The organism is Palleronia sp. THAF1 (assembly GCF_009363795.1).
Classification (GTDB): Bacteria; Pseudomonadota; Alphaproteobacteria; order Rhodobacterales; family Rhodobacteraceae; genus Palleronia.
Map to the genome: position 1 here is coordinate 2887829 of NZ_CP045420.1, position 26948 is coordinate 2914776.

The window sequence follows — 26948 nt, forward strand, 5'->3', positions numbered from 1 at the left end:
TGGCACCTTGCCCCCGCCGCGTGACGACATGATGCCCATGCCAAGGTTTGATTAAGACGAAACCGTTGACAATATCGCCCTCTTGCCAAGACCCGCACGGTCCCCCACGTTCAAGGGATGACCGTGATGACCCCCACGCCGTTCCCCGGAAAACCCGACCCCCACGATCGGACCGCCTTCGACCGGACCGAGTTGAACCTGATCCTGTCGCTTTACGGCCGCGCGGTCGCCGCCGGCATCTGGCGCGACTACGGGATGAGCTTTCTGCGCGACGTCGCCGTCTTCTCGATCTTCCGCCGCAGCGCCGAGCATCCGATCTACCGCATTGAAAAGCGCCCCAAGCTGCGCAATCGGCAGGGAATGTATGCGGTCATCGGCATGGACAACCAGATCCTGAAACGCGGCGCGGACCTGCGGTCGACCCTGTCGGTACTGGATCAGAAGCTGATCCGCGCCATCGACTAGAGCCGCCTGCGCGCCGTCACCGGCCCATCGCCCTGTGCGTCGATGCGGGCGATTGCGTCCTCGATCCGCTCATAGGACACTGCCATATGATGCGCGTTGGCGTGGATCAGAACGTCGGCATCCACCGCCATCGCCACATGGCCTTTCCAGAAATACAGATCGCCGCGCTCTGGGACTTCGTCGGTCAGGGCACGGCCCAGCACAGCCTCTTGCAAGTCCGAGTCGCCGGGGCACGGGATGTGGCAGGCCAGGCACGCGGCCTGCACCAAGCCGGAACAGTCGATCCCCAGAGTCGAGTTGCCACCCCACAGGTAAGGCACGCCAAAGAACAGCTGCGCCACCGCCGCGGGGTCGGTGAAGGCGCGGTTGGCGGGCACCAGATGCGGGCGGGGGATGTGCAGACCGCCCTCGATCTCGAAGAACTTGTCTCCGCCCGCGACGACTTTCACCCGCGCACCGAAGCCAAGGTGATGCACAGCGATCCGCTTCATGTCGGGCGCGGGATAGGCGTGGGTCGCGGCGACGCCGACGATGTGGGTGGCGTCGGCGCGCGCACCCAGATCGCCCTCGGCCACGTAGCCGACGTAGCCATCCTTGCCCGCGCGGACGAAGGCCATGCCGCCGCGCCGCTCGAACACGTCCACCGGATCGCCCCACAAAAGCTGGCGATCGCGGGCGGTGCGGTCTGGCGTTTGCCACAGGTCGGCCACCGGCACCGTTACCTGCGCAGGTTCCGGCGTCACGAAAGCATCGGCACTCACGCGTCCCATCAACTCGCGCGCGGCGACACGGCCGTTGGCGGGGGTCAGGCGGCGGTCGGTCATACCATCCCCTCGATCGCCGCGAAGAGCGCTCGCGCCCCTTGGCCGACGCCGCCCTTGGGTCGGGCAGGCGACGCGCTGGGGTTCCAGCCGTAGATGTCGAAATGCACGTAACGCGGTGCCGTCACGAAGCGGCGCAGGAACAAGGCGGCGGTGATCGACCCGGCGAAACCGCCTTTGGGCGCATTGTCGAGATCGGCGATGCCCGGCTCGATCATCGTCTCGTAGGGGGCCCAGAATGGCATACGCCACAGGGGATCGGCGTTGCGCGTGCCCGCGTCGGACAGCGCTTGCGCGAAGCCGTTGTCGTCGGTGTAGAACGGCGCGAGATCAGGCCCCACCGCCACGCGCGCGGCGCCCGTCAGTGTTGCCATCGAAACGGTCAGGTCGGTTTCTTCCTCTCCGGCCAAGGCCAACGCATCGGCCAGAACCAAGCGCCCCTCGGCATCGGTGTTGTTGATCTCTACCGTCAGCCCCTTGCGCGAGGGCAGGATATCACCGGGACGGAAGGCGTCGCCCGACACCGCGTTTTCTACCGCCGGGATCAGGACGCGCAGGCGGATGGGCTGCCCCGTCTCCATCAGCATCTGAGCGAGGCCCAGCACCGTCGCTGCGCCGCCCATGTCCTTCTTCATCAGCCCCATAGAGGCACCGGGCTTCAGGTTCAGACCACCCGTATCGAAACAAACCCCCTTGCCGACCAGCGTGATGCGCGGACCGGCATTGCCCCACGTCATGTCGATCAGTCGCGGGGATCGCCCCTCTCCCGCGGCCTGCCCGACCGTGTGAATCAGCGGGAAACCTTCCGCGAGGGCGTCACCGTCGGTGATCGCGATCTGCGCGTCGAAACGGTCGGCCAAAGTCGTTGCCGCGCGGGCCAGATCGGCGGGGCCCATATCACGGGCGGGGGTGTTGATCAGATCGCGGGTCAGCGCCTCTCCGGCGGCCATCGCCTCCAACCGCGCGGCATCGACGCCAGCGGGCACGACCAGCGTGGCGGTGGGTGCGGGAGACGTCGCGTAGCGTTCGAACCGGTAGCCCGCCAATAGCCACCCAAGCGCGGCTTCGTCCAACTGTGCGGCATCCAGATCACCGGAAAGACGCCACGGCCCCGCCGGCAGCGTCGCGCGGGCTGCGGCCACCGAGAACCGCGTGCGCGCTTGCGCCGACGCATCACCCAAGCCGACCAAAGCCGCCTCTGGCGCGCCATTCGGTCCCGGCAGGACCAGCATCTGCCCCGGTTTGCCCTGAAACTCCGCCGCTTCCGCCCAAGCGCGATGCGGCTCGGACGCGCCGTCCTGCCACGCCGTAAAGCCATCGGGCGTCAACGCATACAGCGTCCGGACCTCGGCGGTGTCGGGGGCAAAGCGCAGGGGATCGTCGGTCATGGGGCGGCTTTCTGCTGGGTCATCGCGCCCGACCCTAGGCCCCACGCCGCCCGGTGCAATCCCCGGCGGTCACACCTGATCGCTGTGACGGCATGCATCCTCGAACAACGCGCGGCCCAACCGCATCAGCCGCGCAGCGTTGGCAGCCAGTGCGGGCGCGTCATCACTGTGGGTCAGACGCTGCGTTGTGTGGGCCACCCGCGCGATGCGATTCAGACCTAATGCCCCGGCCTGCTGCGCCAGGGGCTCCAGCCGGTCGCGCAGCAAATACAGGTCTCCGTGATTCCACGCGTGGGAGATCGCGCTCATCCCCTCGGCCAACTCCTCCAGACCCGGCCCGAGGTCGGGGTGCCAACCGCCATCGGGCTGGGTGGTGCTCAGCAACCGCCAGGTATCCTGTTCGGCCCGTTCGGTCAGGCCCAGTTCGATCACGTTCATCTTCGGCATCCTTCATCGCTAGAGGATGACATGCCATCCGACGGTGCGTTGGACCCGACGTTGGCAAGGCAAGATGATGGAATGTCCCGACGATTCGCCGTAAAGCTTGTGCAGTCAGATGGAACGGAGTCCCCATGTCACCTGCGAAGCCCCTGCCTCAGTACCTTGTTCAGCGCTATCACGGCTGGCACGCCACGACCTTTTCGGAGAACCACGCCTGGTATCGCCGATTGGCCGACGAGGGGCAGCGCCCGCGCGCGATGGTGATTTCGTGCTGCGACAGCCGGGTGCACGTCACGTCGATCTTCGGGGCGGAGCAAGGTGAGTTCTTCATCCACCGCAACATCGCCAACCTGGTGCCGCCCTATGAACCGGATGGCGCGCAGCACGGCACCTCGGCGGCGGTCGAGTTCGCTGTGACGGCCTTGAAAGTCGCCCACGTGATCGTCATAGGCCACTCGCTGTGCGGCGGCGTGAAAGGGTGCATGGACATGTGTTCCGGCCACGCCCCCGAACTGGAAGAAAAGACCAGCTTCGTCGGCCGCTGGATGGACCTGCTGAAGCCGGGCTATGAGCGTTTGACGACGGAAAAGCCGGACTTCGACATCCGCGATCTGGAGCACGAGGCCGTGAAGACCTCTCTCGCCAACCTGATGACCTTTCCGTTCGTCAAAGAAGCAGTCGAGGCAGAGCGCCTATCCTTGCACGGTTTGCACACCGATATCGCGGAAGGCAGCCTGACGATGCTGGACGCGCGCACGGATACGTTCCAGCCGGTCTAGGCGGTCGCATCGCAGCCGATTCAGCTTGCCAGTTGCAACGGCTCTGGCGGCGTGACGTCGAACAGCTTGTCGATTTTGCTGCGGGTGCGGTGGCGCCGCTCGGTCGGGCGGTCGGGCGTCTCGAAAAACACGTTGTCCTTCGAGTGGCGAGACAGGCTCAGGGCGCGAGTGCGGCCCGAACGGGCTTTTTGGCTGAGGTCTATCATTCTGCTTCTCCTGCTGGGACCGGGTATCGTCGGTCGTGGCAAGATCAGAGTCGTCAATGGGTGTGGCGGAAACGTGGCGACAGCATCGCAATTCGCGCAAAATGCTTTGAACGGGCGAAGAGTAAACGGATCACCCTTAATTCGATGCGTCGGACCAGCACTGCACACTGCGTGCGCAATGGGTGGTCTGCCCTTTGCCGCCGGCCTTTAATCAAAGGCATTCGGCAGCGATGCGGGCGTGAAGACTTGCGCCTTCATTCCGCCACAATCCGATCACTCGGCGGCAACGACGAACACGTTTTCTTCGATCTGCTTGATGCCCTTCAGGGCGATCTGGCGACGCTTGGCGGCTTTGAGCATGAGTTCGGACATAACGGTCTCTTTCGTGTTTTCCATCGTTGTGCCGTAAGCCACGGGCGCACTGTGAAACGAGTTTCACGGCGTCGTGATTTTTTTCACGAAAAGCAAAAAGGCGAGCCTGCGAAGGCCCGCCCCAACTGAAATTAACGTATTACGAAGACCCGGTGTACCGCAGTCAGCCCTTCTTCAAAACCTCACGCCCCAACAACTCGGCGATCTGGATTGCATTCAGGGCAGCGCCCTTGCGCAGATTGTCGGACACGCACCACAGCGACAGGCCGTTGTCGATGGTCGGGTCCTGGCGGATGCGGCTGATGAAAGTGGCAAAGTCGCCGACGCATTCGATGGGCGTGACGTAGCCGCCCGGCTCGCGCTTATCCACGACCATTATGCCCGGCGCCTCGCGCAGGATGTCGCGCGCTTCGTCTTCGTCCAGGAACTCTTCGAACTCGATGTTGATCGCTTCCGAATGGCCCACGAAGACCGGCACGCGCACGCAGGTTGCATGCACCTTGATGGAGGTATCGACGATCTTCTTCGTCTCTACGACCATCTTCCACTCTTCCTTTGTCGAGCCGTCTTCCATGAAGACGTCGATCTGCGGGATCACGTTGAAGGCGATCTGCTTCTGAAAGGCCTTGGGCGGCTTGCTGTCGGTCGGGTTGTAGATCGACTTCGTCTGATCCCACAGCTCATCAAGACCGTCTTTCCCGGCGCCGGACACGGATTGATAGGTGGACACCACCACGCGCTTGATCTTCGCGCGGTCGTGCAGCGGCTTCAGCGCCACCACCATCTGCGCGGTCGAACAGTTGGGGTTCGCGATGATGTTCTTCTTGGAATAGCCGTGGACCGCTTCGGGGTTCACCTCCGGCACGATCAGCGGCACTTCGCTGTCGTAGCGGTACAGCGACGAATTATCGATCACCACGCAGCCCGCCTTGGCGGCCTTGGGCGCGTAGGTCTTCGTTGCGTCCGACCCGATGGCGAACAGGGCCATGTCATAGCCCGTGAAATCGAACGTATCGAGATCCTTGGTCTTCAGCGTCCGGTCACCGTAGCTCACTTCGGTGCCCAGTGACTTGCGCGATGCCAGCGCGACCACCTCGTCGGCGGGAAAATCGCGTTCGGCAAGGATGTTCAGCATTTCGCGACCCACGTTGCCCGTGGCGCCTGCGACGACGATCCTGTAACCCATGGAATGTCCTTTCGATAACGTCGCGGTCTCTAACGGATGCGATTGGAACGTGAAAGGCCCCGCAGACGTCCTATGTGTGTCAACGGACCGCTAACAAGGAGCATTCGCCATGATGTATATTCTCGTTCTTCTGATCCTCGTCGCCTTGCTGGCCCTGGCCGGCTTCAACTTCATGAAGAGCAAGTAAACCTGCGCTTCACGTTCCGGGGACGAGCGCGCGGCGTCCGTCCTCGTGCAACGTGAAGACAGAGCGGCCTTCTATCGCCGCAGGTATCAGCGGTCTGCCATAACCGGCACCGCCATCGAGATTCACGCGGTTTCCCCGATGTTCGGGGAAGTCCAAGGCAGTGTGTCCGTGGATCACAAGCCATGGGTGGGGGCTTTCGACCTCCAGCCACCCGTCCCTGATCCACATCAGATCTTCCGGGTCCTGCTGTGCCAAGGGCACATCCGGCGCAATGCCGGCGTGGACGAACAACAGATCGCCTTCTTCGATGTGGTGCGGCAGGTCCGATAGGAATTGCACATGTGCGTCTGGCACGGCCTCTCGCGCGGCACTGCTAAGCTCCATATCCGACAGCGACTGCCCGTCGATTTCATAGGAGGCCAGCGTTTCACGCCCGCCGTTGCGATCATGCAGGAACAGCGGCGCACCGCCCAACCCATAAGAGGCAAGCGTCGACGGCCCGCCCAGACGTTTGTTCATCCAGCTCAGGCCAGAGCCGATGTGGCTGTCGTGCTGCGCGCCGTTGGTCAAGAAGTTCAAAAACATCTGATCGTGATTGCCACGCACGAAACGCCAGTTGCGCCCCGCGTCACGTCCTTCGATCAGACGATCCAGCACGCCGCGACTGTCGGGGCCGCGGTCGGTGAAATCGCCCAGAAACACCACCTGCGCGTCCGGCCCGCCGTCTGCCTCGATCAGCGCCAGCGCGCGATCAAGCTCTGCGGCCTGTCCGTGGATGTCGCCCACTGCGTATAGGGTCATCCCGCGATCTCTGCACCAATAGCGCGCGCCGCCGCAGCCGGATCAGCAGCCTGCCAGACCGGCCGACCAACCACGATGTGATCCGCGCCCGCCTGCAAGGCTGCTGCCGGTGTGCTGATGCGCTTCTGGTCGCCTTGCGCCGCGCCCGCTGGCCGAACGCCCGGCGTGACGATCAGCCGACCATTCGCCGCCCCAAGGCCGCGAATCGCTGCGGCTTCCTGCGGGCTCGCGATCACGCCATCGGCCCCGGCCTCGAACGCGCGACCCGCACGCTCGACCACCAGATCGGACACATCGCCCGCCTGCATCAGCCCGTCATCCAGATCGGCACGGTCCAGCGAGGTCAAGATCGTCACCGCCAAAATGCGCGTGTTCGTCCCAGACGCCCCTTCCATCGCGGCACGCACGACATGCGGGTCGCCATGCACCGTCAGGAAGTCCAGATCGAACCGGCACAGGCCCCGCACCGCAGCTTCGACCGTCGCGCCGATATCGAACAGCTTCATATCCAGGAAGATACGCTTGCCGTGCTCGTCCTTAAGCTCTTGCGCCAGCGCCAGACCACCGCCGGTCAGCATCCCCAAACCGATCTTGTAGAACCCCACCGAGTCGCCCAGCCGCTCGGCCAAAGCCAGTGCGGCCATCGCGTCCGGCACATCCAGAGCTACGATAAGTCTGTCGTCGGTCATGTCGTCTCTCCTTGCCTCGCACCGCCCTTGCCCCATCTGAGACAGTGCAGCAAGGCGCGGACCCCGCGATGGGGACATTCGATGCCTGCCAGATATTCTACGGAGACGTTCATGGCCAATTCCTCGCTTAGCAATACCAACCCTCTGGTCCCGATCGGCATCATCGGTGCCGTCGTCGCCGCCGTGATGATCGGCGTCTTCGCCGTCGCCGATGATGGCCCGCCCGATGAGCCGACCGTGATCGCGGAAGACGTGGACGGAGAGCCCGCAGGCGCGGGCACGATGGCCGAGGGCGAAGCCGACATGGAAGAAGAGGGCGTCACCGAAGAACTTGATGAGGTAGAGCCAGCCGCTGGCGGCGAGATCCCGGCGCAAGAGAACATCGACACCGAAGGGTCGGATGAGGCCAGCACCGAAAGCGACAGCGAAGCTTCGGATAGCGAAGCTGCGGACGCGCAGGGCAACGAAACCGAAGAGCGCGTGACCGAGGAAGGGGCGACCACGACCGAAGCCTCTGAAGCCGGTGGCGCGGATGGCGAACAGCCCGTCGGTGCCGATGCCGCCGAGCAGGACGGTGCGGCCAGCGAAGAGGACGATTCCTTCCTGATTGATGAAAGCAGTGACAACCCGACGCCCGCCGACGAGAACACCGAGTCTTCGACGGAGAACGCTGAAGCCCTGCCCGAAGGCCGCGACGCGGAGACCGAGCTGAATCCAGAGGACTGCCAGGATATCGTGCGCGACACCGACGATGGCGGTGCGGCGGTTGTGCCGACCCCCTCTGGCCCCAATGGCAACATCGGTGACTGCGTGGAAAGCGCGCAGTAATCCGATCCCACCCCAATCGCACAAAAAAACGCCCTGTCGAAAGACAGGGCGTTTTGAGTTGAGGTAGGTCGTACCTACAGGCAGTGAACATTCAAGCGGCGTGGACGGCACCCGCGCTTGTGGTCTGTGACATGAAGTGCTCGGCGAGCATGGTCGCGTCGGCAATCAGGCGGGCGCGCAACGGGGCCGCACCTTTGTCATTCACATTCGTGCGGACGCGATAGGGGCGCAGCGGGCTGCCCTGTTGCTTGACGTAAAGCGTCACGGTGGCCTCGATCCGACCGAAATCACGGTCGCGTGAGACGGCATCAATATCGGCATCGACGAAAATCATTCCGGATGTACCGTTGAGAATCTTGGGAAGCGTGCCTGTCATTGTCTTGCTCCTATCTGCTCGAAGCGACTTTTTTGCCGCGTTGTCCATAATACGCGCGAGCCTGTGGATAAGTTCCTTCACACGCCTGTGAGCGCCAATCTTGATCGATTCCCCGCCAGTCCCCATCTCCTTGTCACAAGGCCCAAATCGCCGTGCCGCATCAGGGCGGCGAAGACACGGGCGCTTATGTAGGAGAGTGACGACATGAACTTGGAGAAGTTCACGGAACGGTCGCGCGGCTTCATTCAGGCTGCCCAGACCATCGCAATGCGCGAGAACCATCAACGACTGCTGCCAGAGCATCTGTTGAAGGCGCTACTGGACGACGAACAAGGCCTGGCCTCGAACCTCATAACCCGCGCAGGCGGTGCGCCGCAGCGCGTGGCCGAGCAGGTAGAGCTAAGCCTTGGCAAGCAGGCCAAGGTTTCCGGCGACGCGGGGCAGGTTTATCTGGACCAGACCACCGCGCGTGTTCTGGACGAAGCCGAGAAGCTTGCCAAGAAAGCGGGCGATTCGTTCGTGCCGGTGGAGCGGCTGCTGACTGCGCTCGCCATGGTGAAGTCCAAGGCCAAGGACGCGCTGGATGCCGGTGCGGTAAATGCGCAGGCACTCAACGGCGCGATCAACGATCTGCGCAAGGGCCGGACGGCCGACTCCGCCTCTGCCGAAGACGGCTATGAGGCGCTGAAAAAGTTCAGTATCGACCTGACAGAGCGCGCCCGTGCGGGAAAGATCGACCCGATTATCGGCCGCGACGATGAGATTCGCCGCACGATGCAGGTCCTGTCGCGCCGCACCAAGAACAACCCCGTTCTGATCGGGGAGCCGGGCGTCGGTAAAACGGCGATCGCCGAAGGTCTTGCCCTGCGCATCGTCAACGGAGACGTGCCGGAGTCCTTGCGCAACAAGCGCCTGCTCGCGCTCGACATGGGCGCGCTGATTGCCGGTGCGAAGTACCGTGGTGAGTTCGAGGAACGGCTGAAGTCCATCCTCAAGGAAGTCGAAGCCGCCGCCGGTGAAATCGTGCTGTTCATCGACGAGATGCACACGCTTGTGGGTGCCGGCAAGGCCGATGGCGCGATGGATGCGTCGAACCTGCTGAAACCCGCGCTCGCACGCGGGGAATTGCACTGCGTCGGCGCGACCACGCTGGATGAATACCGCAAGCACGTGGAAAAAGACGCGGCTCTGGCCCGTCGTTTCCAACCGCTTGTCGTGGAAGAACCCACAGTGCCGGACACCGTGTCGATCCTGCGCGGCATCAAGGAAAAGTACGAGCTGCACCACGGCGTACGGATCAGCGATTCGGCTTTGGTCGCTGCGGCAACCTTGTCGCACCGCTACATTACTGACCGCTTCCTGCCCGACAAGGCCATCGACCTGATGGACGAAGCTGCTTCGCGCCTGCGGATGGAAGTCGACTCCAAGCCCGAAGAACTCGACGCACTGGACCGGCAGATGCTGCAGATGCAGATCGAGCAAGAGGCTCTGCGCAAGGAAGACGATCAGCCGTCGAAGGACCGGTTGGAGACGCTGGAACGGGAACTGGCCGACGTGCAGGAACAGGCTGAGGCGATGACCGCCAAGTGGCAGGCAGAGCGCGACAAGCTGGACAAGGGCCGCACCCTGAAGGAGCAGCTGGACCGCGCCCGCGCCGAGTTGGACATCGCCAAGCGCGAAGGCAATCTTGCCCGTGCCGGGGAACTGTCCTACGGCATCATCCCCCAGTTGGAGCGGGAGTTGAACGAGGCCGAGAACTCCGAAGACCTGATGGTCGAGGAAGCTGTGCGGCCCGAGCAGATCGCGCAGGTCGTGGAACGCTGGACCGGCATCCCCACGTCCAAGATGCTGGAAGGCGAGCGGGAAAAGCTGCTGAAGATGGAGGAAGAGCTGGGCCGCCGTGTCATCGGTCAGCGCACCGCCGTCACGGCGGTGGCCAATGCCGTGCGCCGCGCGCGCGCGGGTTTGAACGACGAGAACCGTCCATTGGGCTCGTTCCTGTTCCTTGGGCCAACCGGCGTCGGCAAGACCGAGCTGACGAAGGCCGTTGCCGAATACCTCTTCGACGACGATCAGGCGATGGTGCGTATCGACATGAGTGAGTTCATGGAGAAACACGCCGTATCGCGTCTGATCGGCGCCCCTCCGGGCTATGTCGGCTATGATGAAGGCGGCGTCCTGACCGAGGCCGTGCGGCGGCGTCCCTATCAGGTGATCCTCTTCGACGAGGTCGAAAAGGCGCACCCGGACGTGTTCAACGTGTTGCTACAGGTGCTGGATGATGGCGTTCTGACCGACGGTCAGGGGCGGCACGTGGACTTCAAGCAGACACTGATCGTGCTGACCTCGAACCTTGGGTCGCAGGCGCTAAGCCAGATGCCCGAAGGCGCGGATGCCGCTGCGGCCAAGCGCGATGTGATGGACGCGGTGCGGGCGCACTTCCGCCCAGAGTTCCTGAACCGTCTGGATGAGACGGTCATCTTCGACCGCCTCTCGCGGCCCGATATGGATGGCATCGTCAAGATCCAGCTGCGCCGGTTGGAGCAGCGTCTGGCCCAGCGCAAGATCACGCTGGACCTGTCGGACGCGGCCCGGACCTGGCTGGCTGACGAAGGCTATGACCCGGTCTTCGGCGCACGCCCCCTGAAGCGCGTGATCCAGCGCAGCCTGCAGGATCAGCTGGCAGAGGCGATCCTGTCCGGTGACATCGCCGATGGCGCGACCGTCACCGTGGATGCAGGACCAGATGGGCTGTTGGTGGGCGACCGCATCGCCGCATCGAACCGGCAACCGCCGCAGGACGCGGTGGTTCACTGAAACTGAAAAGCCTCGCCAAACGGTGGGGCTTTTTTTCGTCCCGAACGCGCCCCGAAGTCGTTCCTTTCGGACCCTTGCTTATGCCGCAACGCAGCATCCCCTTACTGCGCATTGTGCGTCCGCAGAAAACCCTCAGCTACTCAACAGCGCGATGAACTATACGCATGCGCTCGTATCGAGTGAGGAAAGAGTAATGCCCAATCGGTCACGCATCGAGTCCCGCCCCACTACGGCTGAAACGGAGCGCTGGAAACGCTATCGCAAGACCGTCGCAACGCTTGAAGCGCTCGACGATAGCACCCTTGCGGACATCGGTATCAAACGCGGCGACATTCATGCGCGCGCAACCGCCCACGCATGGAGCACGCCATGATTTCCGACATGCTTCCCAATCTGACGGTCGAACGTAACCGCTACGACTGCGCCGCCGGTCGCCGCGATTTCATCTTGGTCCGACCTACACGCAAAACCGCGCCCAACGGTCTGATCGTCATGCTGCACGGTTGCGGTCAGTCCGCCGAAGACTTCGTGCGGCTGACCGGGATGGCGCAGCTTGCGGCATCCCATGGCTGGGCGACCCTCTGGCCAGAGCAGGCCGGCGCGGACAACCACTTGAAATGCTGGAACTGGTTCCGCACCGCGCACCAGCGCCGCGGCTTCGGCGAACCCGCAATTATCGCCGGGATGACAGAGACGATCACGATGGACCTTGGCATCCCGACTCACGCCGTCGCCGTTGCCGGTTTTTCGGCGGGCGCTGCGATGGCGCTGATCCTACGCGACACATACGCCGACGTGTTCTTCGCCACCGTAGCGCATTCCGGCGTCGCCACCGGGGTCGCGCGCAACGGGATCGCGGCGCTGTCGGCCATGAAGGGCGAAGGTAGCATCGGCGCAACGAATCACGCCGAACGACCCCTGTTGATCATACACGGCGGCGACGACACGGTGGTCGACCCTTCGAATGCCGCGCGGATCGCAAAGGATGATCCGTTCGCTCGTCTCGTCACGGTAGATGGCCTGGGCCACGCCTGGTCAGGCGGCACGGACGGCGAAAACTTCGCGGCCCCGACGCTGCCCTCGGCGTCCGACATGGTGATGAAAACGGCGCTGACCACGACAGAGCGTCAGGTGCAGCCTGCCAGACACTCTAATCCTATGCGCATCGTGACGCGCATGGGCGGCTGAGACGAAGCGACGGCTTGATCCGCTACGCCGTCCCGCCATCGCTGGACAGCAGGATCGGGTCGATGCCCATGGCCTGGATTGCCGCTAGCCACCGATCCTCGTGGTCGGCGGCGAACACGATCTCGAGCGAGGCATCCGACACCAGCCAGCCGTTCTGCGCGATCTCGTCCTCCACCTGCCCCGGTCCCCAGCCAGCATAGCCCAACGCGACCAGTGCCCGCCCCGGCCCTTCGCCGTCACCAATGGCGCGCAGGATATCCAGCGTCGCGGTCATCGCGAACATCCCGCCCACGTCCAGCGTCGACTCGTCCAAGGCGTAATCCGGCGAGTGCAGGACGAAGCCGCGCGTCGTCTCTACCGGGCCGCCGAAGAACACCGGATCGGTCACAGGTTGCGCGCAGGGGATCGACAGCTGTTCCAACAGGTCGCCCAGGTCGATATGCGGCGCGGGCTTGTTGACGATCAGGCCCATGCCGCCGTCAGCACCGTGGGCGCACATCACCACAACACTACGCTCGAATCGCGGATCGCCCATGCCCGGCATGGCGATCAGCAGCTTTGCGGTCAGATCGAACGGTTTATCCATGCCCCAGACATGGCGTGACCAGGGCGCAGCACAAGGGAGTTGTTGCACCATCGTCTCGGGGATGTGACTTCCGCACCGACCACGGGGCCGGATAAGGCTCGCTGCATGATCCGTATCCTTGCCCTTCTTACCGCCATTCTCTGTGCCGCGCCTGCCGTCGCACAACACTCTGACGTCACGCTGCTGCCCGGCTGGCGCAGCGACGCGGGCACGCATATCGCCGGGGTGCAGATCAGGCTGGCGCCCGGTTGGAAGACCTACTGGCGCCGACCGGGAGAGGCAGGGATTCCCCCGTCGTTCAACTGGTCCGGCTCTGACAACGTGGCCGATGTGCAGATCATGTGGCCGGTGCCGTCGGTTTTCTGGCAATCCGGTATGCGATCCGTCGGCTATGATCGCGGTGTCGTTCTGCCGATCCACGTGACACCCCGCCGCGCCGGGCAGCCCATCGCGTTGCGCCTTTCGCTCGATATGGGCGTGTGCCGCGACATCTGCATTCCGGTAAGTGCAACGACGCGCGCGACACTGCCCGCGGCCGCGACAACCACGGACCCGCTGATCCGCTCTGCCCTGTCCAACCGCCCGTTTACCGCGACAGAGGCGAACGTCTCCGGCGCACGCTGTGACCTGCGCCTGACGCCCAAGGGCGCAATCCTGACCGCGACGCTGAAGATGCCGTCGCTAGGCCGCGCCGAAGAGGTGGTGTTCGAGCCTTCGGACCCGCGCCTGTGGGTTTCGGAACCCAAGACCCAGCGACAGGGCAATACGCTGGTGTCCACCGCCCACGTCCAACCGCCACGCGGGCAGCCACTGTCACTGGATCGGAACGGGTTGCGCATCACCGTGATCGGCGACCGGGGTGCTGCCGAGATACTGGGCTGCGCCGCCCGCTAGCTCATGCGGATCGCATCCTTGTCGATGGACAGGACGTAGCCGCGACGCTGGATCGTGCGGACCAGCAGTTCCGACACAAGCTGGTTGCCCAGCGCATCGCGTAGCCGCTTGATCCGCGTGGCCCCCGACGCCTCGTCACACTCCGAAACTTTCTTGCCAGACACCATCGCCTCGATCTCGGCGCCCGACAGGATGTCTTCGTCCATCCGCGCTTCTGCCAGAACGCTCAGCGTCTCGATCGCGGCCTCGGTCAGTTGAAATTCCATATCGTTGATTTGCACCGCGCGTTCCTCGCGGCTGATCAGCAGGGATTTCACCGTGATACCCGCGCGTTCCATTTCGCCCACGCGGCGATAGAGCTGGACCATCAGCACAAGGAACACCAGGGCCGTGACCAGAAGCGCCACGGCGAAAACCAACAGCACGAAGATCACGACGCGGTAGCTGGCCAGCACTTCCGAAAAGGCGGTGCCTGATTGCGCAAGGATCTCCAGCAACCGGATGGACCCAGCATCGGTCAGCCCGGCGCTTTCGACGAACAGCCGCTCGACACGGGAATTGAACGCGTCCGCAGACGGTAGCGTCAGGAACAGCAGAACCGCCGTCAGCCCAAGGATCGCCACGATACCGACGATGCCCCAGCCGATCAGCCGTGCAATGCCCTTTGAGCTTTCAGTAACGGAGGAAATACGCGCCAGCATCCGCTTCGATCTCCAATGCCTCATCCTCTGTCATCACCGACATCACGCTGAGCAGAGTCCAGTCATCGACAGCGATCCGGCCCGCAACGGCGGCTTCGGGGTCTTCGCATTCGGCGTCTGTCAATTCAACGACGCCATAATGCAACTGAAGCGGATCATCCCGGCTGGCCTTGTAGTCCACGAAGCAAGCCGCAGCGGCAGGGCCGGCGAACAGCGTAAGCGAGAGGACGAGGAAAAGGCCTTTCATGGGGAACGTTCCGATGGGTCAGGAGTGCGTCTGATGTGGCGGCGGCGTCGATGTCATTCAATGACATAGGCTGTCTGCGCCCTTCGTCATCCCATGACAAGGCTGCGTCATTGCCTGTCTTGGCCCTTTGACCCCATCTCCAATCCAGACAAGCGACCCCGACGGTGTGCGACCCAAAAGGAGAAACACCATGATCAAGACCCTGACCGCCGCCGCCCTTGGCCTGACCCTGGCGCTGACGCCCATCGCGTCCGCCCCTGCACAGGCGCTGGACCGGGACGACGCAGCAAAGATCCTCGGGACGCTCGCCATCGTCGGAATCGCCACCGGCGCGCTGAACAACAATGGCCGGGCCAATGTCACCGTGCAGCGTGGGCAGGCCCGAGGCTTCCGCGACCACCGCCGCACCCGGCGCGCCCTTCCGGCGCAATGTCTGCGCAGCGTCGACACGCGCCGTGGACACATTCGCGTCTTCGGCCAGCGCTGTCTGCAACGCAGCGGCGTGCCCACAAGATACCTGCCCCATGCCTGCGCCACGCAGGTCCGGGTCGGGGGACGACACCGAGCCGCCTATGGCGCCCGATGCCTGCGGCACAACGGATGGAGGGTGGCGCAGCACCGGTGAGTGCGGCCTCTCTTCTTTGTAATCCACTCTGTCTACGACCGCACATCTCGGGCAGTGGATTGCAACGCGGGGGCGATGGTTTCGACCATCGCCCCTTTTTACGTCTTGATGGGCCTGCGCGCGTCTTTCATGCCGTTCCCATGCCCGACTACACCTTCGAATCCCGTCTTCACGCCCTTGGCGCCCGGATCATCGCCGGCGTGGACGAGGTCGGTCGCGGCCCCCTTGCCGGCCCCGTCACCGCCGCCGCCGTCATCCTGCGCCCCTGTCAGGTGCCTTCCGGCCTGCGCGACTCGAAGAAGCTGACCGCAGCGCGGCGCACCGAACTGTCCGCCCAGATCACCGACTGCGCCCATGTGGGGATCGGAGAGGCCAGCGTTGCTGAGATCGACGACATCAACATCCTGCAAGCCACCTTCCTTGCCATGCGCCGCGCCATCGCCGCGCTGCCCGTGGCACCGGACGCCCTGCTGATCGACGGCAAGCTGATCCCTCCGGGCCTGCCCTGCACCGCGCAGGCTGTCGTGAAGGGCGACGACCGCAGCGCATCAATCGCGGCGGCGTCAATTGTGGCGAAAAACTGGCGGGATTTAGGCATGTTGGCGCTGGCGCAACAGCACCCGTTCTACGGGTGGGACACAAACATGGGCTACGGCACCGCCGCCCATATGCTGGGACTGAAAAGACACGGCGTGACCACACATCATAGACGCTCCTTCAAGCCCATCCACAACATATTGTTACAAGAAAAATATCCACAGCCTGAGATCAAATAGTTTTTGTAAGGCAGGAACGGTCCTCGCATGCTGAACGGACAATAAGCGACCCACCAAAAAAAAACGGGTCGCAACCTGAGGCAGTGATGATGAAAACGAGTGGAACCGAGGCAGCACCCCTGCCCCTGGACGAAATCTTGCGCGGTGATTGTATTGATCTGATGAACGCCCTTCCAGAGGCGTCCGTCGATCTGATCTTCGCCGATCCCCCCTACAACCTGCAACTCAAAGGCGAGCTGCATCGCCCCGACAATTCCCGCGTCGATGCGGTGGATGACGACTGGGACCAGTTTTCCAGCTTTGCAGCCTACGACGCCTTCACAAAGGCTTGGCTGAAAGCGGCGCGTCGTATTCTCAAGCCCGACGGCGCGATCTGGGTGATCGGATCGTACCATAACATCTTCCGTGTGGGTGCCGCGCTGCAGGACCAGGGATTTTGGATCTTGAACGACGTGGTCTGGCGCAAGTCCAACCCGATGCCGAACTTCAAGGGCAAGCGTCTGACCAACGCCCACGAGACGATGATCTGGGCCGGTCGTGACGAGAAATCGAAGCCCACCTTCAACTACGACGCGCTCAAGGCCTTGAACGAAGGCACGCAAATGCGATCCGACTGGGTGCTGCCGATCTGTTCGGGGCATGAGCGCCTAAAAGACGGCAAAGGCGACAAGGCGCACCCGACGCAAAAGCCGCAATCGCTGCTGCATCGCGTTCTGGTCGGCTCGACCAACCCAGGGGACGTCGTGCTCGATCCCTTCTTCGGCACCGGCACCACGGGTGCTGTCGCCAAGATGCTTGGCCGCCACTTCATCGGGCTGGAGCGCGACGAGGGTTATATCGAGGTCGCCACCAAGCGCCTGTCGAAGATCGTGCCCTACGAGAAAGCCGCGCTGGAAGTCACCACGTCGAAGCGCGCAGAGCCGCGTATTCCCTTCGGCCAACTTGTCGAGCGTGGCCTGTTGCGTCCCGGAGAGACCTTGGTGAACCCCAAAGGCATCGCCGCCAAGGTGCGTGCCGACGGGACGTTGTCCACCAAGACGCACAAAGGGTCGATCCATCAGGTCGGGGCCGCTTTGGATGGTGCGCCGTCCTGCAACGGCTGGACCTACTGGCGTTTCGTGCGTGATGGCCAGCACGTTCCCATCGACCAGCTTCGCCAACAGATCCGCTCTGAACTGAGCTGAACCAGTTACCGCCGGTGACATCTGGTGAGCGCGCCTTTCGGCGTGCCCCGATGTCGCTACCTTGCCCCGCCGTCGCACCGCGACGTGCGGGGTCTTTTTTTCGGGGACCATTTGCGCCGCTGACCGTTAGAGAACGGTAATTCAGGGGGGACAGACAGATGTTGCGCGAAGCCGGAACACGCGATCCAGACGATGAAATCGTTGTTCAAGAACGACCCGAATTGCTGACCTTTTGCGGTTTCGCTGGGCTGCTGGGATCGATCATACCCATAATCGCGATCTTCTATGCCACCCAAGTCACGCAGCACGACTTCATCGCCGACACGATCAGCGACCTCGCACGGGGCGAGAAGAAGTGGATCATGGACGTCGCATTCTACTTCAACGCCGCCGGGATGCTCGGGCTGGCCATCGCATCCGCCCACGCGCATCTGGGCCGGGCCGCGTGGAGCATGGGCATCCTGTTCCTCGCATTCCTGGCGCTTGTCGTCGTTCTGCTTGGCCTGTGGGACGAGTTCGGCGCGACAGCCGAAGGCGACGGCATGGCGGTTCACACGCAACTGACCTTCGCGCTGGGACCGCTCTACCTTGTCGGGCCGCTGTTCATGGCACAGGGCGTCGCGGGCGAGCATCCGCATATGCGCTGGATGTTCATCATCGCCGCAATCGGCTGGTTCGTCTTTGCCGTGGCGTTCAAGCTGGTGCCCACCAGCATCGACGGCATTTTGGAAAAGATCGGCATCGGCGCGACGTATCTGTGGACGATCCCACTGTCGCTGCTGTTCCTGAACCGCGGTCGGCGGCATCTACGGGACGGGCACCACAAGCGCCACCAACAGGGCTGAACAGAAAAGGGCGCCCGATGGCGCCCCGTTCCGTCAATATAACCAAGGATTTAAGCGTTCACGCTATCCTTTAGGGCCTTCGCGATGGTCATCTTGACCACCTTGTCGGCCTCTTTCTTCATCTGCTCACCCGTGGCGGGGTTGCGGACCATGCGCTCGGGGCGCTCACGGCAGTAGATCTTGCCCACGCCCGGAAGCGTTACGGCACCGCCCGACGACACTTCGTCGGTGATGATCGCGGTGATCGCATCCAGCGCTTCGCCGGCCTCTTTCTTCTGAACGTCCATCTTCTCGGCCAGCGCGGCGACGAGCTGGGTTTTGGTCATGGGCTTCTGAGCCATGTTTTGTGTCTCCCTGAGTCAATGCGCGATGTGCGCCGTGGTCGTGACTAAACGCCATCCTTTCGCCGCTTACAACAGTTTGTGAGGCGCGAAGTCCAATAAAACAAGGTCGTCGGCGGGCCGTCGCTACAAGAAAGCGGTTTCCTCGAACGAGCGAAGCTTGCGACTGTGGATGCGTTCCAGCGGCATCTCCCGCAACGCCTCCATCGCGCGGACACCGATCAGAAGGTGCCGGGCGACCTGCGTTCGGTAGAAGTCCGTCGCCATGCCCGGCAACTTCAACTCCCCATGCAAGGGCTTGTCGGACACACACAGAAGCGTGCCGTAGGGCACCCGAAAGCGGAAGCCGTTGGCGGCGATGGTGGCGCTTTCCATGTCCAGCGCGACGGCCCGAGATTGCGACAGCCGCTGTACCGGACCGGAATGATCCCGCAACTCCCAGTTGCGGTTGTCGATCGTCGCCACGGTGCCGGTGCGCATGATCCGCTTCAACTCATAGCCTTCAAGCTGGGTGATCTCTTCCACCGCCTCTTCCAGCGCGATCTGGATTTCGGCCAGCGCCGGGATCGGCACCCAGACGGGCAGATCGTCATCCAGCACGTGATCTTCGCGCAGGTAGGCATGGGCTAGAACGAAGTCCCCCAACCGTTGCGAATTGCGCAGACCCGCACAGTGGCCGACCATCAGCCACGCATGGGGGCGCAGCACCGCAATGTGGTCGGTCGCGGTCTTCGCGTTCGACGGGCCGACGCCGATATTCACCAAGGTGACGCCCTGCCCATCTGCGCGCTGCAAGTGATAGGTCGGCATCTGGGGCATCTTCGCCAGCGGCTCCAGCACGTCATCGGGGCCGGTGATCTTGCGGTTTCCTGGCCCCACGAAAGACGTGTAGCCGCTGTTCGGATCGGCAAGCACCTGACGGGCATAAGCCTCGAACTCTTCCACGTAGAACTGGTAGTTGGTGAACAGCACGTGGTTCTGGAAATGCTCGGCGTCGGTTGCGCTGTAGTGGGACAGACGCGCCAGCGAATAGTCGATGCGCTGTGCGGTGAAGGGCGCAAGGGGGCGCGCGCCATCGTCGAACACGAAGCCTTCACCATTGACGATGGCGTCATGGGTCACAGTCAGGTCCGGCGTGTCGAACACGTCGCGCAGCGTGTAGGCCATGGCGCCATCCTGCGGAACGGTCAGCCCCGGCGTGTTGGCAACGGCGAAGTGCAACGGCATCGGCGTGGTCGAGAGCCCGACTTGCACGGGTGTCCCGTGGTTCTTCAACAACAGTCCGATCTGCTGTGTCAGGTAGTCCCGGAACAGGTCGGGGCGCGTGATCGTCGTGGCGTAGGTGCCGGGCTCGGCCACGTGGCCGAAGGACAGGCGGCTGTCGGCCTTGGTGTAGCTTGTCGTCGCAAAGCGGATTTCGGGGTAGAACGCCCGGTACCGCGTTTGCGGCACGTCCCCGTCGAGCGATGCCATGAAGTGCTCGGTCAGGAAGCTGACAGATGCATCGTACAGCTCTTGCAGGCGCGTGACGGCAGCGGCGGCGTCGGTGAAGGACTCCGGTGCGGGTTGATCGGGCGTCTGGGTCGGCAGGCTATCGGTCATGGGGGCGCTCCTTTGGCCACGTGCGTAACGCCAAGCTATATCGTTTAACAAGCACACCCGTGCGACAGTCGGGCGCGGAACCGCGCGGCCTGCCCGGCGCTTGATCCGACAATGAAACGCATCCCCGACCTTGTGTACTACCCCGACAACCGCCCCGGTATCCGCCGCAAACGGGCTGGAAGGGGGTGGTCCTACATCGCCCCCGACGGCACCCGCATCGACGACACTGCAGAGCGTAAGCGATTGAACGCCCTGGCCGTGCCGCCCGCCTATGAAGATGTCTGGATCTGCCCCCGCGCCGATGGCCACCTGCAAGCCACGGGCCGAGATGAGCGGGACCGCAAGCAATACCGCTATCACGAGGACTGGACGGCTTACCGCGCGCGCGAAAAGTTCAGCCAGCTGGCCGAATTCGGCGAAAACCTCCCCCGTATCCGCCGCCGCATCAATGCCGATCTGAAGGGAGAGGCAGGCGACCGCGCGCTTGCCATTGCAGCCGTGCTGGCGATGATCGACCGTCTGTCCATGCGCGTGGGCAACCGTGACTACGCCGAAGAGAACGGCGCATTCGGGGCCACGACCCTGCGCCCGCGCCACGTCAAGCTGACCGAAGACGCTTTGGCGCTGGATTACCGGGGCAAGGGCGGCAAGAAGATCACCCGCAAGCTGCGCGACAAGAAGCTGGCGAAGGTGCTGCACCAGTTGGACGACCTGCCCGGTGCCACGCTGGTGTCGTGGACGGACGACCAAGGCGACACGCATGAAGTCACCTCCAGCCAGGTGAACGAGCTTCTAGCCGACATCACCGGCGAAGACTTTACCGCCAAGACCTTCCGCACGTGGAACGGCACGGTGGCTGCGCTGGAAACCGCGATGCGCGAGGAAAAACTGACGATCAAGGCGATGGCAGACGCCGCCGCGCAGTGCCTTGGCAACACCGCCACCATCGCGCGCAATAGCTACATCCATCCCGCCGTGATCGACCTGACAGAGATGCCGTTCGCCGACCGCCAGGCCCTCGCGGACGCCCCCGAAAAACGCGGTCTGCGCATTGGGGAACGGGCTGCGCTTTCGCTTCTGTCGCGCTAGGTCTGCGGCATGAGCGATCATTCCCCATCCCCGGTCCGCCTGCTGTGCATCGGCTGCGGCTACTCCGCCCGCGCCCTCGCGGCTCGCGTGATAGCCAACGGCGGTGAAGTCGTCGGCACCACCCGTTCCGAAGACAAGGCGCAAGGCCTGCGCGACATGGGCATCACGCCGGTCATCTGGCCCGGCACGCCACTCGCCCCGCATCTGGATTGGGCAACTCACATCGTTCACTCCGTCGCGCCGGACGACGACGGCGACCCGGTACTGACCGACCACGGACGCGAAATCGCGGACGCGCAGCCCAACTGGTTCGCCTACCTTTCGACCACCGGCGTGTACGGCGACCACGATGGCGCTTGGGTGGACGAGGACTCGCCGCTCGCACCATCGACCACCCGCGGCGCGCAACGGGTGCGGGCCGAAACTGGATGGCAGGCACTGGCCGCGCAGACCGGCCTGCCGCTGCATATCTTTCGCCTTGCGGGCATCTATGGCCCCGGTCGCGGCCCCTTCGCCAAAGTCCGCAACGGGACGGCACGGCGGATCGTGAAGCCCGGACAGGTCTTCAGCCGCACGCATGTCGAAGATATCGCGCAGGTTCTGCACCGATCCATGCAGGCCCCTGCCCCCGGATCGATCTATAACGTCTGCGACGATGACCCCGCGCCGCCGCAAGACGTGATCGCCCACGCCGCCGATCTGCTGGATGTCCCTCGCCCGCCCGAAATCGCCTTCGCCGACGCGGATATGTCGCCTATGGCGCGCAGCTTCTACGCCGAGTCCAAGCGCGTGCGAAACGACCGCATCAAGCGCCATCTGGGCGTCGTGCTGCGCTACCCTACGTATCGAGAGGGGCTCGCTGCCCTTTTGACCCAAGAGGACTGACATGGCCAAGCATCCGACGAATTTCGCTGTCATCGGCTTGGGGAATTTCGGCTCGACCGTCGCGAACGAACTGAAGCGGTTCGGTAACTACGTCATCGGGATCGACATCGACGAGGATCGCGTCTCGGATCATGCCGAGAATCTGGACCAAGCCCTGATCGTGGATGCCCGGTCGGACGCTGCCCTGCGCGATGCAGGCATCGCCGAATGCGACGTGGGCGTCATATCCCTGGGGGACGACCTGGAAGCCAGCGTGTTGGCGACCATGAACCTGAACCTCCTTGGGGTCGACAAGATCTGGGCCAAGGCGATTTCGAAAACCCATCACCGCATTCTAACCAAACTGGGCGCCGATCACGTCGTCCATCCAGAGGCGCGGGTGGGGCAACAAGTGGCGCAGGTGCTGCACAACCCGATGGTGCGCGACTACGTCTCGCTCGGAAACACGTACAACGTGGTGAACATGCGCGTCTCCGATGCGCTCAACGGCAAGAAGCTGGCAGATCTGAACCCCGGCAAGTTCGATCTGCGCGTGCTGGGCGTCATGCGCGGCACCGAATTCATCGGGCGCGAGGGTGATCCCTGCGCGCTGGAGGAAGACGACATCCTGCTGGTGCTGGGCCGTCGCAAGGATCTACGCAGCTTCACCGAGTCCCTCGAATGAACTTCGGCAACTGGCTGCGCAGGCTTCCCCCGCCGGGGATGCTCGCGGTTCTGTACCTGACCCTGATTGCCGTCGGCGCGAGCGTTCTCAAGCTGCCCTTCGCCACGACCGAGGCGATTTCTTGGTCCGATGCCCTGTTCACATCGGCCAGTGCCGTGACGGTGACGGGCCTGATCGTCGTGGATACCGCGACGGTCTTCACCCACTTCGGGCAGGGCGTCATCATGGTGCTGATGCAGGTCGGCGGTCTTGGGTTGATGACCTTCGCCGCACTGCTTCTGGCCGCCCTTGGCATCCCCATCGGCATCCCGCAGCGCATCGTGTTGCGAGAGGACTTAAACCAAACGTCCCTGACGAACCTGATGGCGCTGGTGCAGATCATCCTGAAGTTCGCCCTAATCTTCGAAGGAGCTGCCATTATCATTCTGGGCTTCGTCTTCGTGCCGGATCACGGCTGGGCGCAGGGGCTTTGGCATGCCGCATTCCATGCCGTATCCGCCTTCAACAACGCGGGCTTTTCCAGCTTCACGACCTCGCTGGTAGATTATCAGGACAACTGGCTAGTCACCATCAGCGTGCCCTTGCTGTTCATCCTGTCCGGCCTTGGCTTCATCGTCGTGGCCGAGATGACAGAGATCAAATCGTGGCGGCGACTATCGCTACACTCCAAGCTGATGCTGGCGGGAACGCCGGTTTTGATCGTCATCGGCGTGGTGCTGTTCGGCCTGCTGGAGTGGAACAACCCCGGCACATTGGGCGGGATCGACAGCCTGTCCGGCAAGCTTCAGACCGCGTTCTTCCAAGGCGTCACGCCCCGCACCGCCGGGTTCAACACAACCGACACGACCCAGATGTACGACGCCACCGCGTTGGTCACGATGGGGCTGATGTTCATCGGTGGCGGATCGACGTCCACCGCCGGGGGCATCAAGGTCACGACCGCCATCGTTCTGTGCATGGCAACGCTGGCCTTCTTCCGCCGCCGCAAAGAACTAAGCGCCTTCAACCGCGCCATCGGCAACAGCGAGGTACAGAAGGTCATGGCGCTGCTGACGGTGTCGATCATCGTGCTCTTCACCGCGACTTTCGTGCTGCTGATCGGACACGACGCCCCCTTCGTGACACTGCTGTTCGAAGTCGTCTCGGCCTTCGGGACGGTGGGGCTGTCGATGGGCGCTACGTCGACATTGGACGATTCGGGGCGGGCGGCGATCATAGTGGTGATGTTCTTGGGCCGCGTCGGGCCGCTGGTGCTGGGCTTCTTCCTGGCGACGCAAACGATCCCGCACGTGCGCTATCCCAAAGGACAGGTGTACCTGGGCTAGTCGAAGGTCGCTGCCGCCAGTGCATCGACGATGCGCAGCACTTCTTCCGGGCCGCGACCGACACTTTGCGGATGCTCCAGGACCGCGCGGACACGCAATTCTGGGTCGAGGATAATGGTCGTCGCCACCTCTCTGCCGTCGTCCGATCCGCGCGTCGACATGCCGAACGCCGCTGCGATGCGCCCGTCTTCGTCCGACAAGATCGGGAACGCGATATCCATACCGTGCCGCTCAGACAGGGAGTCGATCCAAGCGCGTTCGGTGACAGGATCGGACTGGGTAACACCAAGAATGCGGCACCCCCGAGCCCCGAATCGCGGCTGCGCACCGGCCAGCGTGATAACATCCCGCTCTGACAGGGTAGCATAGGCGGATGGATGCCCGAAGATCATGGTGAAATGTCCGGCAGCCCAGCGGTGCAATTGCATTGGGCCATGGGTTCCGTCTGCCCAAACATCCGGAATCCTGCCGCCGATACTAAGGGCAGCCGGCGGCGAGACAGCCGGTTCAAGTTTGGTCATTCTAGGATCAGCAATGTAGTGAGACATGTGCACGCAACTATAAGCGGTTTCCCGCCTAGGTTGCACGGCAATTGGTCATGGCGATAGATCAACCTGCGGGCGACAGCATCTGCCGACGCCGGACTGTAACCTTTTCGCTACAGATGTATCGTCAACTAGACTTAAGCTCGCTTGGACAGGCTTTCGATTCCCATAACATCCAGCACCTTGGCCTCGATATCCTCGGCGTTCAGGCCAGCGACGGCATACATATCGCGCGGTCCGGCCTGATCGATGAAAATGTCGGGCAGCACCATGGACCGATACTTCAGCCCTTCATCAAACACGCCGCGCTCTGCCAGAAGCTGCGCGACATGGCTGCCGAAGCCGCCGATGGCACCTTCCTCGACAGTGATCAGCGCGTCGTGGTCACGCGCCAACCCCAAGATCATGTCTTCGTCCAACGGTTTGGCGAAACGTGCATCGGCGATTGTGGGTGTGATGCCCCGTGCGCCCAGCGCCTCGCAGGCCTGTTCGATCTCCAGCATGCGCGCGCCGAAGTTCAGGATCGCAACGCCAGAGCCTTCGCGCACCATGCGGCCCTTGCCGATTTCCAGCACCTCACCACGTTCCGGCATATCGACGCCCGTGCCCTCACCCCGCGGGAAGCGGAAGGCGATGGGGCCATCGTCATACGCTGTGGCGGTGGCGACCATGTGCTTCAGTTCGGCCTCATCGGCCGCGGCCATGACGACCATGCCGGGCAGGTTCGCCAGAAACGCCGTGTCGAACGCGCCCGCATGGGTTGCGCCATCCGCGCCCACCAGACCGGCACGGTCGATGGCGAAGCGCACGGGCAAACGCTGGATGGCAACGTCGTGGACGATCTGGTCGTAGCCGCGTTGCAGGAAGGTGGAATAGATCGTGCAGAACGGCTTCAGCCCGCCCGCCGCCAGTCCGGCGGCGAAGGTCACCGCGTGCTGTTCGGCGATGCCCACGTCGAAACAGCGCGAGCCGTAGCGAGCGTTGAACGCGGTCAGTCCGGTGCCGTCGGGCATCGCGGCGGTGACGGCGCAGATACGCTCATCCCGGCTTGCCTCGTCCAGCAGCGCGTCCGAAAACACGCTGGTGTAGGACGGCGCATTGGATTTCGCCTTGGACTGCTTGCCCGTCACCACGTCGAACTTCGCGGTCGCGTGCCCCCGGTCGGCAGCATCCTCGGCGGGGGCGTAGCCTTTGCCCTTCTTGGTGATGACGTGGATCAGCACCGGCCCGTCGGCACGCGCGCGAACGGTGCGCAACACGGGCAGCAACTGGTCCATGTCGTGCCCGTCGATGGGGCCAAGGTAGCTGAAGCCCAACTCTTCGAACAGGGTGCCGCCCATGGTCATGCCCTTCAGCATGTCCTTGGCTCGACGCGCCCCTTCGCGGAACGGCGGCGGCAGCATGGACACCGCGCCCTTGGCAGCGGCCTTGAACTCCTGGAACGGCGCGCCAGCGTACAGGCGCGACAGGTAGGACGACATCGCCCCGACCGGCGGCGCGATGGACATCTCGTTGTCGTTCAGAATCACGAACAGCCGCTTGCCCAGCGCGCCCGCGTTGTTCATCGCCTCGTAGGCCATGCCTGCGCTCATCGCGCCGTCACCGATCACCGCGATGGCGTCGCCCAGCGACGGATCGGGAGAGCCGCCAAGATCCCGCGCAACGGAAAAGCCCAAAGCGGCAGAGATCGAGGTCGACGAATGCCCCGCCCCGAATGGATCATAGGGCGATTCGGACCGTTTCGCGAAGCCTGACAGGCCGCCTTTCTGGCGAATGGTGCGCATCCGGTCGCGCCGCCCGGTGATGATCTTGTGCGGATAGGCCTGATGGCTCACGTCCCAGATCAACCTGTCGCGCGGCGTGTCGAAGACGGCATGCAGCGCCACGGTCAGCTCAACCACGCCAAGTCCTGCGCCCAAATGCCCCCCGGTCTGGCTGACCGCGTCGATGGTCTCTGCCCGCAGATCATCGGCCAGTGCGCGCAGCTCACTATCGCTCATCCGGCGCAGGTCGGCGGGGGATTGCACGCGATCCAGCGTGGGGGTGCGGGGGCGGTCCGTCATGGGGTGTTCCTTCAGCGTGCGTGCCAGAACCT

Annotated in this window: 31 protein-coding genes; 15 read left to right on the forward strand and 16 right to left on the reverse strand. The window is 63.5% G+C overall.

Translation table 11 applies throughout. The features are described from left to right. The first annotated feature begins 117 nt into the window (after positions 1-117). Positions 118-465, forward strand: a complete 348-nt coding sequence (locus FIU81_RS14470) for a DUF2794 domain-containing protein (protein WP_124110374.1) — start codon at positions 118-120, stop codon at positions 463-465. Here FIU81_RS14470 and FIU81_RS14475 read toward each other — a convergent pair. The 3 genes from FIU81_RS14475 to FIU81_RS14485 all read right to left on the reverse strand — a co-directional run bounded on the left by FIU81_RS14475 (position 462) and on the right by FIU81_RS14485 (position 3112). Next, positions 462-1289, reverse strand: coding sequence for an NlpC/P60 family protein (locus tag FIU81_RS14475; protein WP_124110373.1), 828 nt, complete (start codon positions 1287-1289; stop codon positions 462-464). The two genes, FIU81_RS14470 and FIU81_RS14475, sit on opposite strands and share 4 nt — an antisense overlap. Next, a complete protein-coding gene (locus tag FIU81_RS14480) occupies positions 1286-2674 on the reverse strand; it encodes a leucyl aminopeptidase family protein (protein ID WP_124110372.1) in 1389 nt (462 codons plus the stop codon). The genes FIU81_RS14475 and FIU81_RS14480 overlap by 4 nt, the downstream gene beginning before the upstream one ends. Positions 2675-2743: 69 nt before the next feature. Next, positions 2744-3112, reverse strand: a complete 369-nt coding sequence (locus FIU81_RS14485) for a hypothetical protein (RefSeq protein ID WP_124110371.1) — start codon at positions 3110-3112, stop codon at positions 2744-2746. 134 nt (positions 3113-3246) lie between these two features. Here FIU81_RS14485 and FIU81_RS14490 point away from each other — a divergent pair, with 134 nt between their 5' ends. After that, complete coding sequence (locus FIU81_RS14490) at positions 3247-3894, forward strand: carbonic anhydrase (RefSeq protein WP_124110370.1); 648 nt, start codon at positions 3247-3249, stop codon at positions 3892-3894. Between the two features lie 20 nt (positions 3895-3914). Here FIU81_RS14490 and FIU81_RS14495 read toward each other — a convergent pair whose 3' ends face one another. The 5 genes from FIU81_RS14495 to pyrF all read right to left on the reverse strand — a co-directional run bounded on the left by FIU81_RS14495 (position 3915) and on the right by pyrF (position 7335). Beyond that, positions 3915-4100, reverse strand: a complete 186-nt coding sequence (locus FIU81_RS14495; RefSeq protein ID WP_124110369.1) for a hypothetical protein — start codon at positions 4098-4100, stop codon at positions 3915-3917. Between the two features lie 273 nt (positions 4101-4373). Beyond that, entirely contained in the window at positions 4374-4514 is a 141-nt protein-coding gene (locus tag FIU81_RS16795) for a hypothetical protein (protein ID WP_172971485.1), read from the reverse strand. Between the two features lie 121 nt (positions 4515-4635). Further along, the gene (locus FIU81_RS14500) at positions 4636-5658 is read right to left on the reverse strand and encodes an aspartate-semialdehyde dehydrogenase (RefSeq protein WP_124110368.1); all 1023 of its coding nucleotides are present in this window, start codon (positions 5656-5658) and stop codon (positions 4636-4638) included. 196 nt (positions 5659-5854) lie between these two features. After that, positions 5855-6646, reverse strand: a complete 792-nt coding sequence (locus tag FIU81_RS14505; protein WP_124110367.1) for a metallophosphoesterase family protein — start codon at positions 6644-6646, stop codon at positions 5855-5857. After that, positions 6643-7335, reverse strand: a complete 693-nt coding sequence (pyrF, locus tag FIU81_RS14510) for an orotidine-5'-phosphate decarboxylase (protein ID WP_124110366.1) — start codon at positions 7333-7335, stop codon at positions 6643-6645. The genes FIU81_RS14505 and pyrF overlap by 4 nt, the downstream gene beginning before the upstream one ends. A gap of 111 nt (positions 7336-7446) precedes the next feature. On the opposite strand from pyrF, the gene FIU81_RS14515 reads away from it, so the two are divergent. Further along, on the forward strand, positions 7447-8163 hold the full coding sequence (locus FIU81_RS14515; protein WP_124110365.1) for a hypothetical protein: 717 nt from the start codon (positions 7447-7449) through the stop codon (positions 8161-8163). Positions 8164-8254: 91 nt separating this feature from the next. On the opposite strand, the gene FIU81_RS14520 is transcribed toward FIU81_RS14515, so the two are convergent. After that, complete coding sequence (locus FIU81_RS14520; protein ID WP_124110364.1) at positions 8255-8539, reverse strand: hypothetical protein; 285 nt, start codon at positions 8537-8539, stop codon at positions 8255-8257. A gap of 204 nt (positions 8540-8743) precedes the next feature. Here FIU81_RS14520 and clpB point away from each other — a divergent pair, with 204 nt between their 5' ends. The 3 genes from clpB (at position 8744) to FIU81_RS14535 (ending at position 12544) form a co-directional block, all read left to right on the forward strand. Beyond that, on the forward strand, positions 8744-11356 hold the full coding sequence (gene clpB / locus FIU81_RS14525) for an ATP-dependent chaperone ClpB (RefSeq protein ID WP_124110363.1): 2613 nt from the start codon (positions 8744-8746) through the stop codon (positions 11354-11356). Positions 11357-11549: 193 nt separating this feature from the next. Then, the gene (locus tag FIU81_RS14530) at positions 11550-11729 is read left to right on the forward strand and encodes a DUF1127 domain-containing protein (RefSeq protein WP_124110362.1); all 180 of its coding nucleotides are present in this window, start codon (positions 11550-11552) and stop codon (positions 11727-11729) included. Further along, positions 11726-12544, forward strand: a complete 819-nt coding sequence (locus FIU81_RS14535; RefSeq protein ID WP_172971486.1) for an alpha/beta hydrolase family esterase — start codon at positions 11726-11728, stop codon at positions 12542-12544. Before FIU81_RS14530 ends, FIU81_RS14535 begins: the two co-directional genes overlap by 4 nt. 22 nt (positions 12545-12566) lie before the next feature. On the opposite strand, the gene FIU81_RS14540 is transcribed toward FIU81_RS14535, so the two are convergent. After that, the gene (locus FIU81_RS14540) at positions 12567-13130 is read right to left on the reverse strand and encodes a YqgE/AlgH family protein (protein WP_124110360.1); all 564 of its coding nucleotides are present in this window, start codon (positions 13128-13130) and stop codon (positions 12567-12569) included. Positions 13131-13235: 105 nt separating this feature from the next. Between FIU81_RS14540 and FIU81_RS14545 the strand changes: the two genes are divergently transcribed. Further along, positions 13236-14024 carry a protein-disulfide reductase DsbD domain-containing protein gene (locus tag FIU81_RS14545; protein ID WP_124110359.1) on the forward strand — a complete coding sequence of 263 codons (789 nt, stop codon included), beginning with the start codon at positions 13236-13238 and terminating at the stop codon, positions 14022-14024. Here the strand turns inward: FIU81_RS14545 and FIU81_RS14550 are convergent. After that, complete coding sequence (locus FIU81_RS14550; RefSeq protein WP_124110358.1) at positions 14021-14725, reverse strand: winged helix-turn-helix domain-containing protein; 705 nt, start codon at positions 14723-14725, stop codon at positions 14021-14023. The genes FIU81_RS14545 and FIU81_RS14550 overlap by 4 nt on opposite strands. Continuing rightward, positions 14697-14972 (reverse strand): hypothetical protein, encoded by a 276-nt coding sequence (locus FIU81_RS14555; protein WP_124110357.1) that lies wholly within the window; start codon positions 14970-14972, stop codon positions 14697-14699. Before FIU81_RS14555 ends, FIU81_RS14550 begins: the two co-directional genes overlap by 29 nt. Positions 14973-15162: 190 nt before the next feature. Between FIU81_RS14555 and FIU81_RS14560 the strand changes: the two genes are divergently transcribed. The 4 genes from FIU81_RS14560 (at position 15163) to FIU81_RS14575 (ending at position 18402) form a co-directional block, all read left to right on the forward strand. Continuing rightward, the gene (locus FIU81_RS14560; protein WP_124110356.1) at positions 15163-15597 is read left to right on the forward strand and encodes a hypothetical protein; all 435 of its coding nucleotides are present in this window, start codon (positions 15163-15165) and stop codon (positions 15595-15597) included. A gap of 140 nt (positions 15598-15737) precedes the next feature. Further along, on the forward strand, positions 15738-16373 hold the full coding sequence (locus FIU81_RS14565; RefSeq protein WP_124110355.1) for a ribonuclease HII: 636 nt from the start codon (positions 15738-15740) through the stop codon (positions 16371-16373). 86 nt (positions 16374-16459) lie between these two features. Next, positions 16460-17557 (forward strand): site-specific DNA-methyltransferase, encoded by a 1098-nt coding sequence (locus FIU81_RS14570; RefSeq protein ID WP_305848547.1) that lies wholly within the window; start codon positions 16460-16462, stop codon positions 17555-17557. 158 nt (positions 17558-17715) lie between these two features. Then, positions 17716-18402, forward strand: a complete 687-nt coding sequence (locus FIU81_RS14575) for a DUF998 domain-containing protein (RefSeq protein ID WP_124110353.1) — start codon at positions 17716-17718, stop codon at positions 18400-18402. 50 nt (positions 18403-18452) lie between these two features. On the opposite strand, the gene FIU81_RS14580 is transcribed toward FIU81_RS14575, so the two are convergent. Together FIU81_RS14580 and FIU81_RS14585 are read right to left on the reverse strand one after the other, a co-directional pair. Further along, on the reverse strand, positions 18453-18743 hold the full coding sequence (locus FIU81_RS14580) for an HU family DNA-binding protein (protein WP_124110352.1): 291 nt from the start codon (positions 18741-18743) through the stop codon (positions 18453-18455). Positions 18744-18869: 126 nt separating this feature from the next. After that, a complete protein-coding gene (locus tag FIU81_RS14585) occupies positions 18870-20345 on the reverse strand; it encodes an AMP nucleosidase (RefSeq protein ID WP_124110351.1) in 1476 nt (491 codons plus the stop codon). 111 nt (positions 20346-20456) lie between these two features. On the opposite strand from FIU81_RS14585, the gene FIU81_RS14590 reads away from it, so the two are divergent. Genes FIU81_RS14590 through FIU81_RS14605 form a run of 4 tightly spaced genes read left to right on the forward strand, consistent with a single transcriptional unit; the run spans position 20457 to position 24308 of the window. Further along, entirely contained in the window at positions 20457-21434 is a 978-nt protein-coding gene (locus FIU81_RS14590; RefSeq protein ID WP_124110350.1) for a DNA topoisomerase IB, read from the forward strand. A 9-nt stretch (positions 21435-21443) separates the two neighbouring features. Continuing rightward, positions 21444-22319: an SDR family oxidoreductase gene (locus FIU81_RS14595; RefSeq protein ID WP_124110349.1), complete on the forward strand. Its 876-nt coding sequence runs from the start codon at positions 21444-21446 to the stop codon at positions 22317-22319. Position 22320: 1 nt separating this feature from the next. Beyond that, positions 22321-22983 carry a potassium channel family protein gene (locus FIU81_RS14600; RefSeq protein WP_124110348.1) on the forward strand — a complete coding sequence of 221 codons (663 nt, stop codon included), beginning with the start codon at positions 22321-22323 and terminating at the stop codon, positions 22981-22983. Next, positions 22980-24308, forward strand: a complete 1329-nt coding sequence (locus FIU81_RS14605; RefSeq protein WP_216644258.1) for a TrkH family potassium uptake protein — start codon at positions 22980-22982, stop codon at positions 24306-24308. The genes FIU81_RS14600 and FIU81_RS14605 overlap by 4 nt, the downstream gene beginning before the upstream one ends. Here FIU81_RS14605 and FIU81_RS14610 read toward each other — a convergent pair. Continuing rightward, positions 24305-24829 carry a redoxin domain-containing protein gene (locus FIU81_RS14610; protein WP_172971487.1) on the reverse strand — a complete coding sequence of 175 codons (525 nt, stop codon included), beginning with the start codon at positions 24827-24829 and terminating at the stop codon, positions 24305-24307. The two genes, FIU81_RS14605 and FIU81_RS14610, sit on opposite strands and share 4 nt — an antisense overlap. Before the next feature lie 161 nt (positions 24830-24990). After that, on the reverse strand, positions 24991-26916 hold the full coding sequence (gene dxs / locus FIU81_RS14615) for a 1-deoxy-D-xylulose-5-phosphate synthase (protein ID WP_124110346.1): 1926 nt from the start codon (positions 26914-26916) through the stop codon (positions 24991-24993). Between the last annotated feature and the right edge of the window lie 32 nt (positions 26917-26948).

Coding starts and splice junctions, on each gene's coding strand:
- FIU81_RS14480 (WP_124110372.1), bottom strand. CDS start 2,674: ATGACCGACGATCCCCTGCGCTTTGCCCCCGACACCGCCGAGGTCCGG.
- FIU81_RS14595 (WP_124110349.1), top strand. CDS start 21,444: ATGAGCGATCATTCCCCATCCCCGGTCCGCCTGCTGTGCATCGGCTGC.
- FIU81_RS14610 (WP_172971487.1), bottom strand. CDS start 24,829: ATGACCAAACTTGAACCGGCTGTCTCGCCGCCGGCTGCCCTTAGTATC.
- FIU81_RS14575 (WP_124110353.1), top strand. CDS start 17,716: ATGTTGCGCGAAGCCGGAACACGCGATCCAGACGATGAAATCGTTGTT.
- FIU81_RS14490 (WP_124110370.1), top strand. CDS start 3,247: ATGTCACCTGCGAAGCCCCTGCCTCAGTACCTTGTTCAGCGCTATCAC.
- FIU81_RS14585 (WP_124110351.1), bottom strand. CDS start 20,345: ATGACCGATAGCCTGCCGACCCAGACGCCCGATCAACCCGCACCGGAG.
- FIU81_RS14495 (WP_124110369.1), bottom strand. CDS start 4,100: ATGATAGACCTCAGCCAAAAAGCCCGTTCGGGCCGCACTCGCGCCCTG.
- FIU81_RS14555 (WP_124110357.1), bottom strand. CDS start 14,972: ATGAAAGGCCTTTTCCTCGTCCTCTCGCTTACGCTGTTCGCCGGCCCT.
- FIU81_RS14535 (WP_172971486.1), top strand. CDS start 11,726: ATGATTTCCGACATGCTTCCCAATCTGACGGTCGAACGTAACCGCTAC.
- FIU81_RS14550 (WP_124110358.1), bottom strand. CDS start 14,725: ATGCTGGCGCGTATTTCCTCCGTTACTGAAAGCTCAAAGGGCATTGCA.
- FIU81_RS14505 (WP_124110367.1), bottom strand. CDS start 6,646: ATGACCCTATACGCAGTGGGCGACATCCACGGACAGGCCGCAGAGCTT.
- FIU81_RS14540 (WP_124110360.1), bottom strand. CDS start 13,130: ATGGATAAACCGTTCGATCTGACCGCAAAGCTGCTGATCGCCATGCCG.
- FIU81_RS14470 (WP_124110374.1), top strand. CDS start 118: ATGACCGTGATGACCCCCACGCCGTTCCCCGGAAAACCCGACCCCCAC.
- FIU81_RS14530 (WP_124110362.1), top strand. CDS start 11,550: ATGCCCAATCGGTCACGCATCGAGTCCCGCCCCACTACGGCTGAAACG.
- clpB (WP_124110363.1), top strand. CDS start 8,744: ATGAACTTGGAGAAGTTCACGGAACGGTCGCGCGGCTTCATTCAGGCT.
- FIU81_RS14500 (WP_124110368.1), bottom strand. CDS start 5,658: ATGGGTTACAGGATCGTCGTCGCAGGCGCCACGGGCAACGTGGGTCGC.
- FIU81_RS14580 (WP_124110352.1), bottom strand. CDS start 18,743: ATGGCTCAGAAGCCCATGACCAAAACCCAGCTCGTCGCCGCGCTGGCC.
- FIU81_RS14515 (WP_124110365.1), top strand. CDS start 7,447: ATGGCCAATTCCTCGCTTAGCAATACCAACCCTCTGGTCCCGATCGGC.
- FIU81_RS14600 (WP_124110348.1), top strand. CDS start 22,321: ATGGCCAAGCATCCGACGAATTTCGCTGTCATCGGCTTGGGGAATTTC.
- FIU81_RS14520 (WP_124110364.1), bottom strand. CDS start 8,539: ATGACAGGCACGCTTCCCAAGATTCTCAACGGTACATCCGGAATGATT.
- pyrF (WP_124110366.1), bottom strand. CDS start 7,335: ATGACCGACGACAGACTTATCGTAGCTCTGGATGTGCCGGACGCGATG.
- FIU81_RS14545 (WP_124110359.1), top strand. CDS start 13,236: ATGATCCGTATCCTTGCCCTTCTTACCGCCATTCTCTGTGCCGCGCCT.
- FIU81_RS14485 (WP_124110371.1), bottom strand. CDS start 3,112: ATGAACGTGATCGAACTGGGCCTGACCGAACGGGCCGAACAGGATACC.
- FIU81_RS14475 (WP_124110373.1), bottom strand. CDS start 1,289: ATGACCGACCGCCGCCTGACCCCCGCCAACGGCCGTGTCGCCGCGCGC.
- FIU81_RS14570 (WP_305848547.1), top strand. CDS start 16,460: ATGATGAAAACGAGTGGAACCGAGGCAGCACCCCTGCCCCTGGACGAA.
- FIU81_RS14560 (WP_124110356.1), top strand. CDS start 15,163: ATGATCAAGACCCTGACCGCCGCCGCCCTTGGCCTGACCCTGGCGCTG.
- FIU81_RS14605 (WP_216644258.1), top strand. CDS start 22,980: ATGAACTTCGGCAACTGGCTGCGCAGGCTTCCCCCGCCGGGGATGCTC.
- dxs (WP_124110346.1), bottom strand. CDS start 26,916: ATGACGGACCGCCCCCGCACCCCCACGCTGGATCGCGTGCAATCCCCC.
- FIU81_RS14565 (WP_124110355.1), top strand. CDS start 15,738: ATGCCCGACTACACCTTCGAATCCCGTCTTCACGCCCTTGGCGCCCGG.
- FIU81_RS14590 (WP_124110350.1), top strand. CDS start 20,457: ATGAAACGCATCCCCGACCTTGTGTACTACCCCGACAACCGCCCCGGT.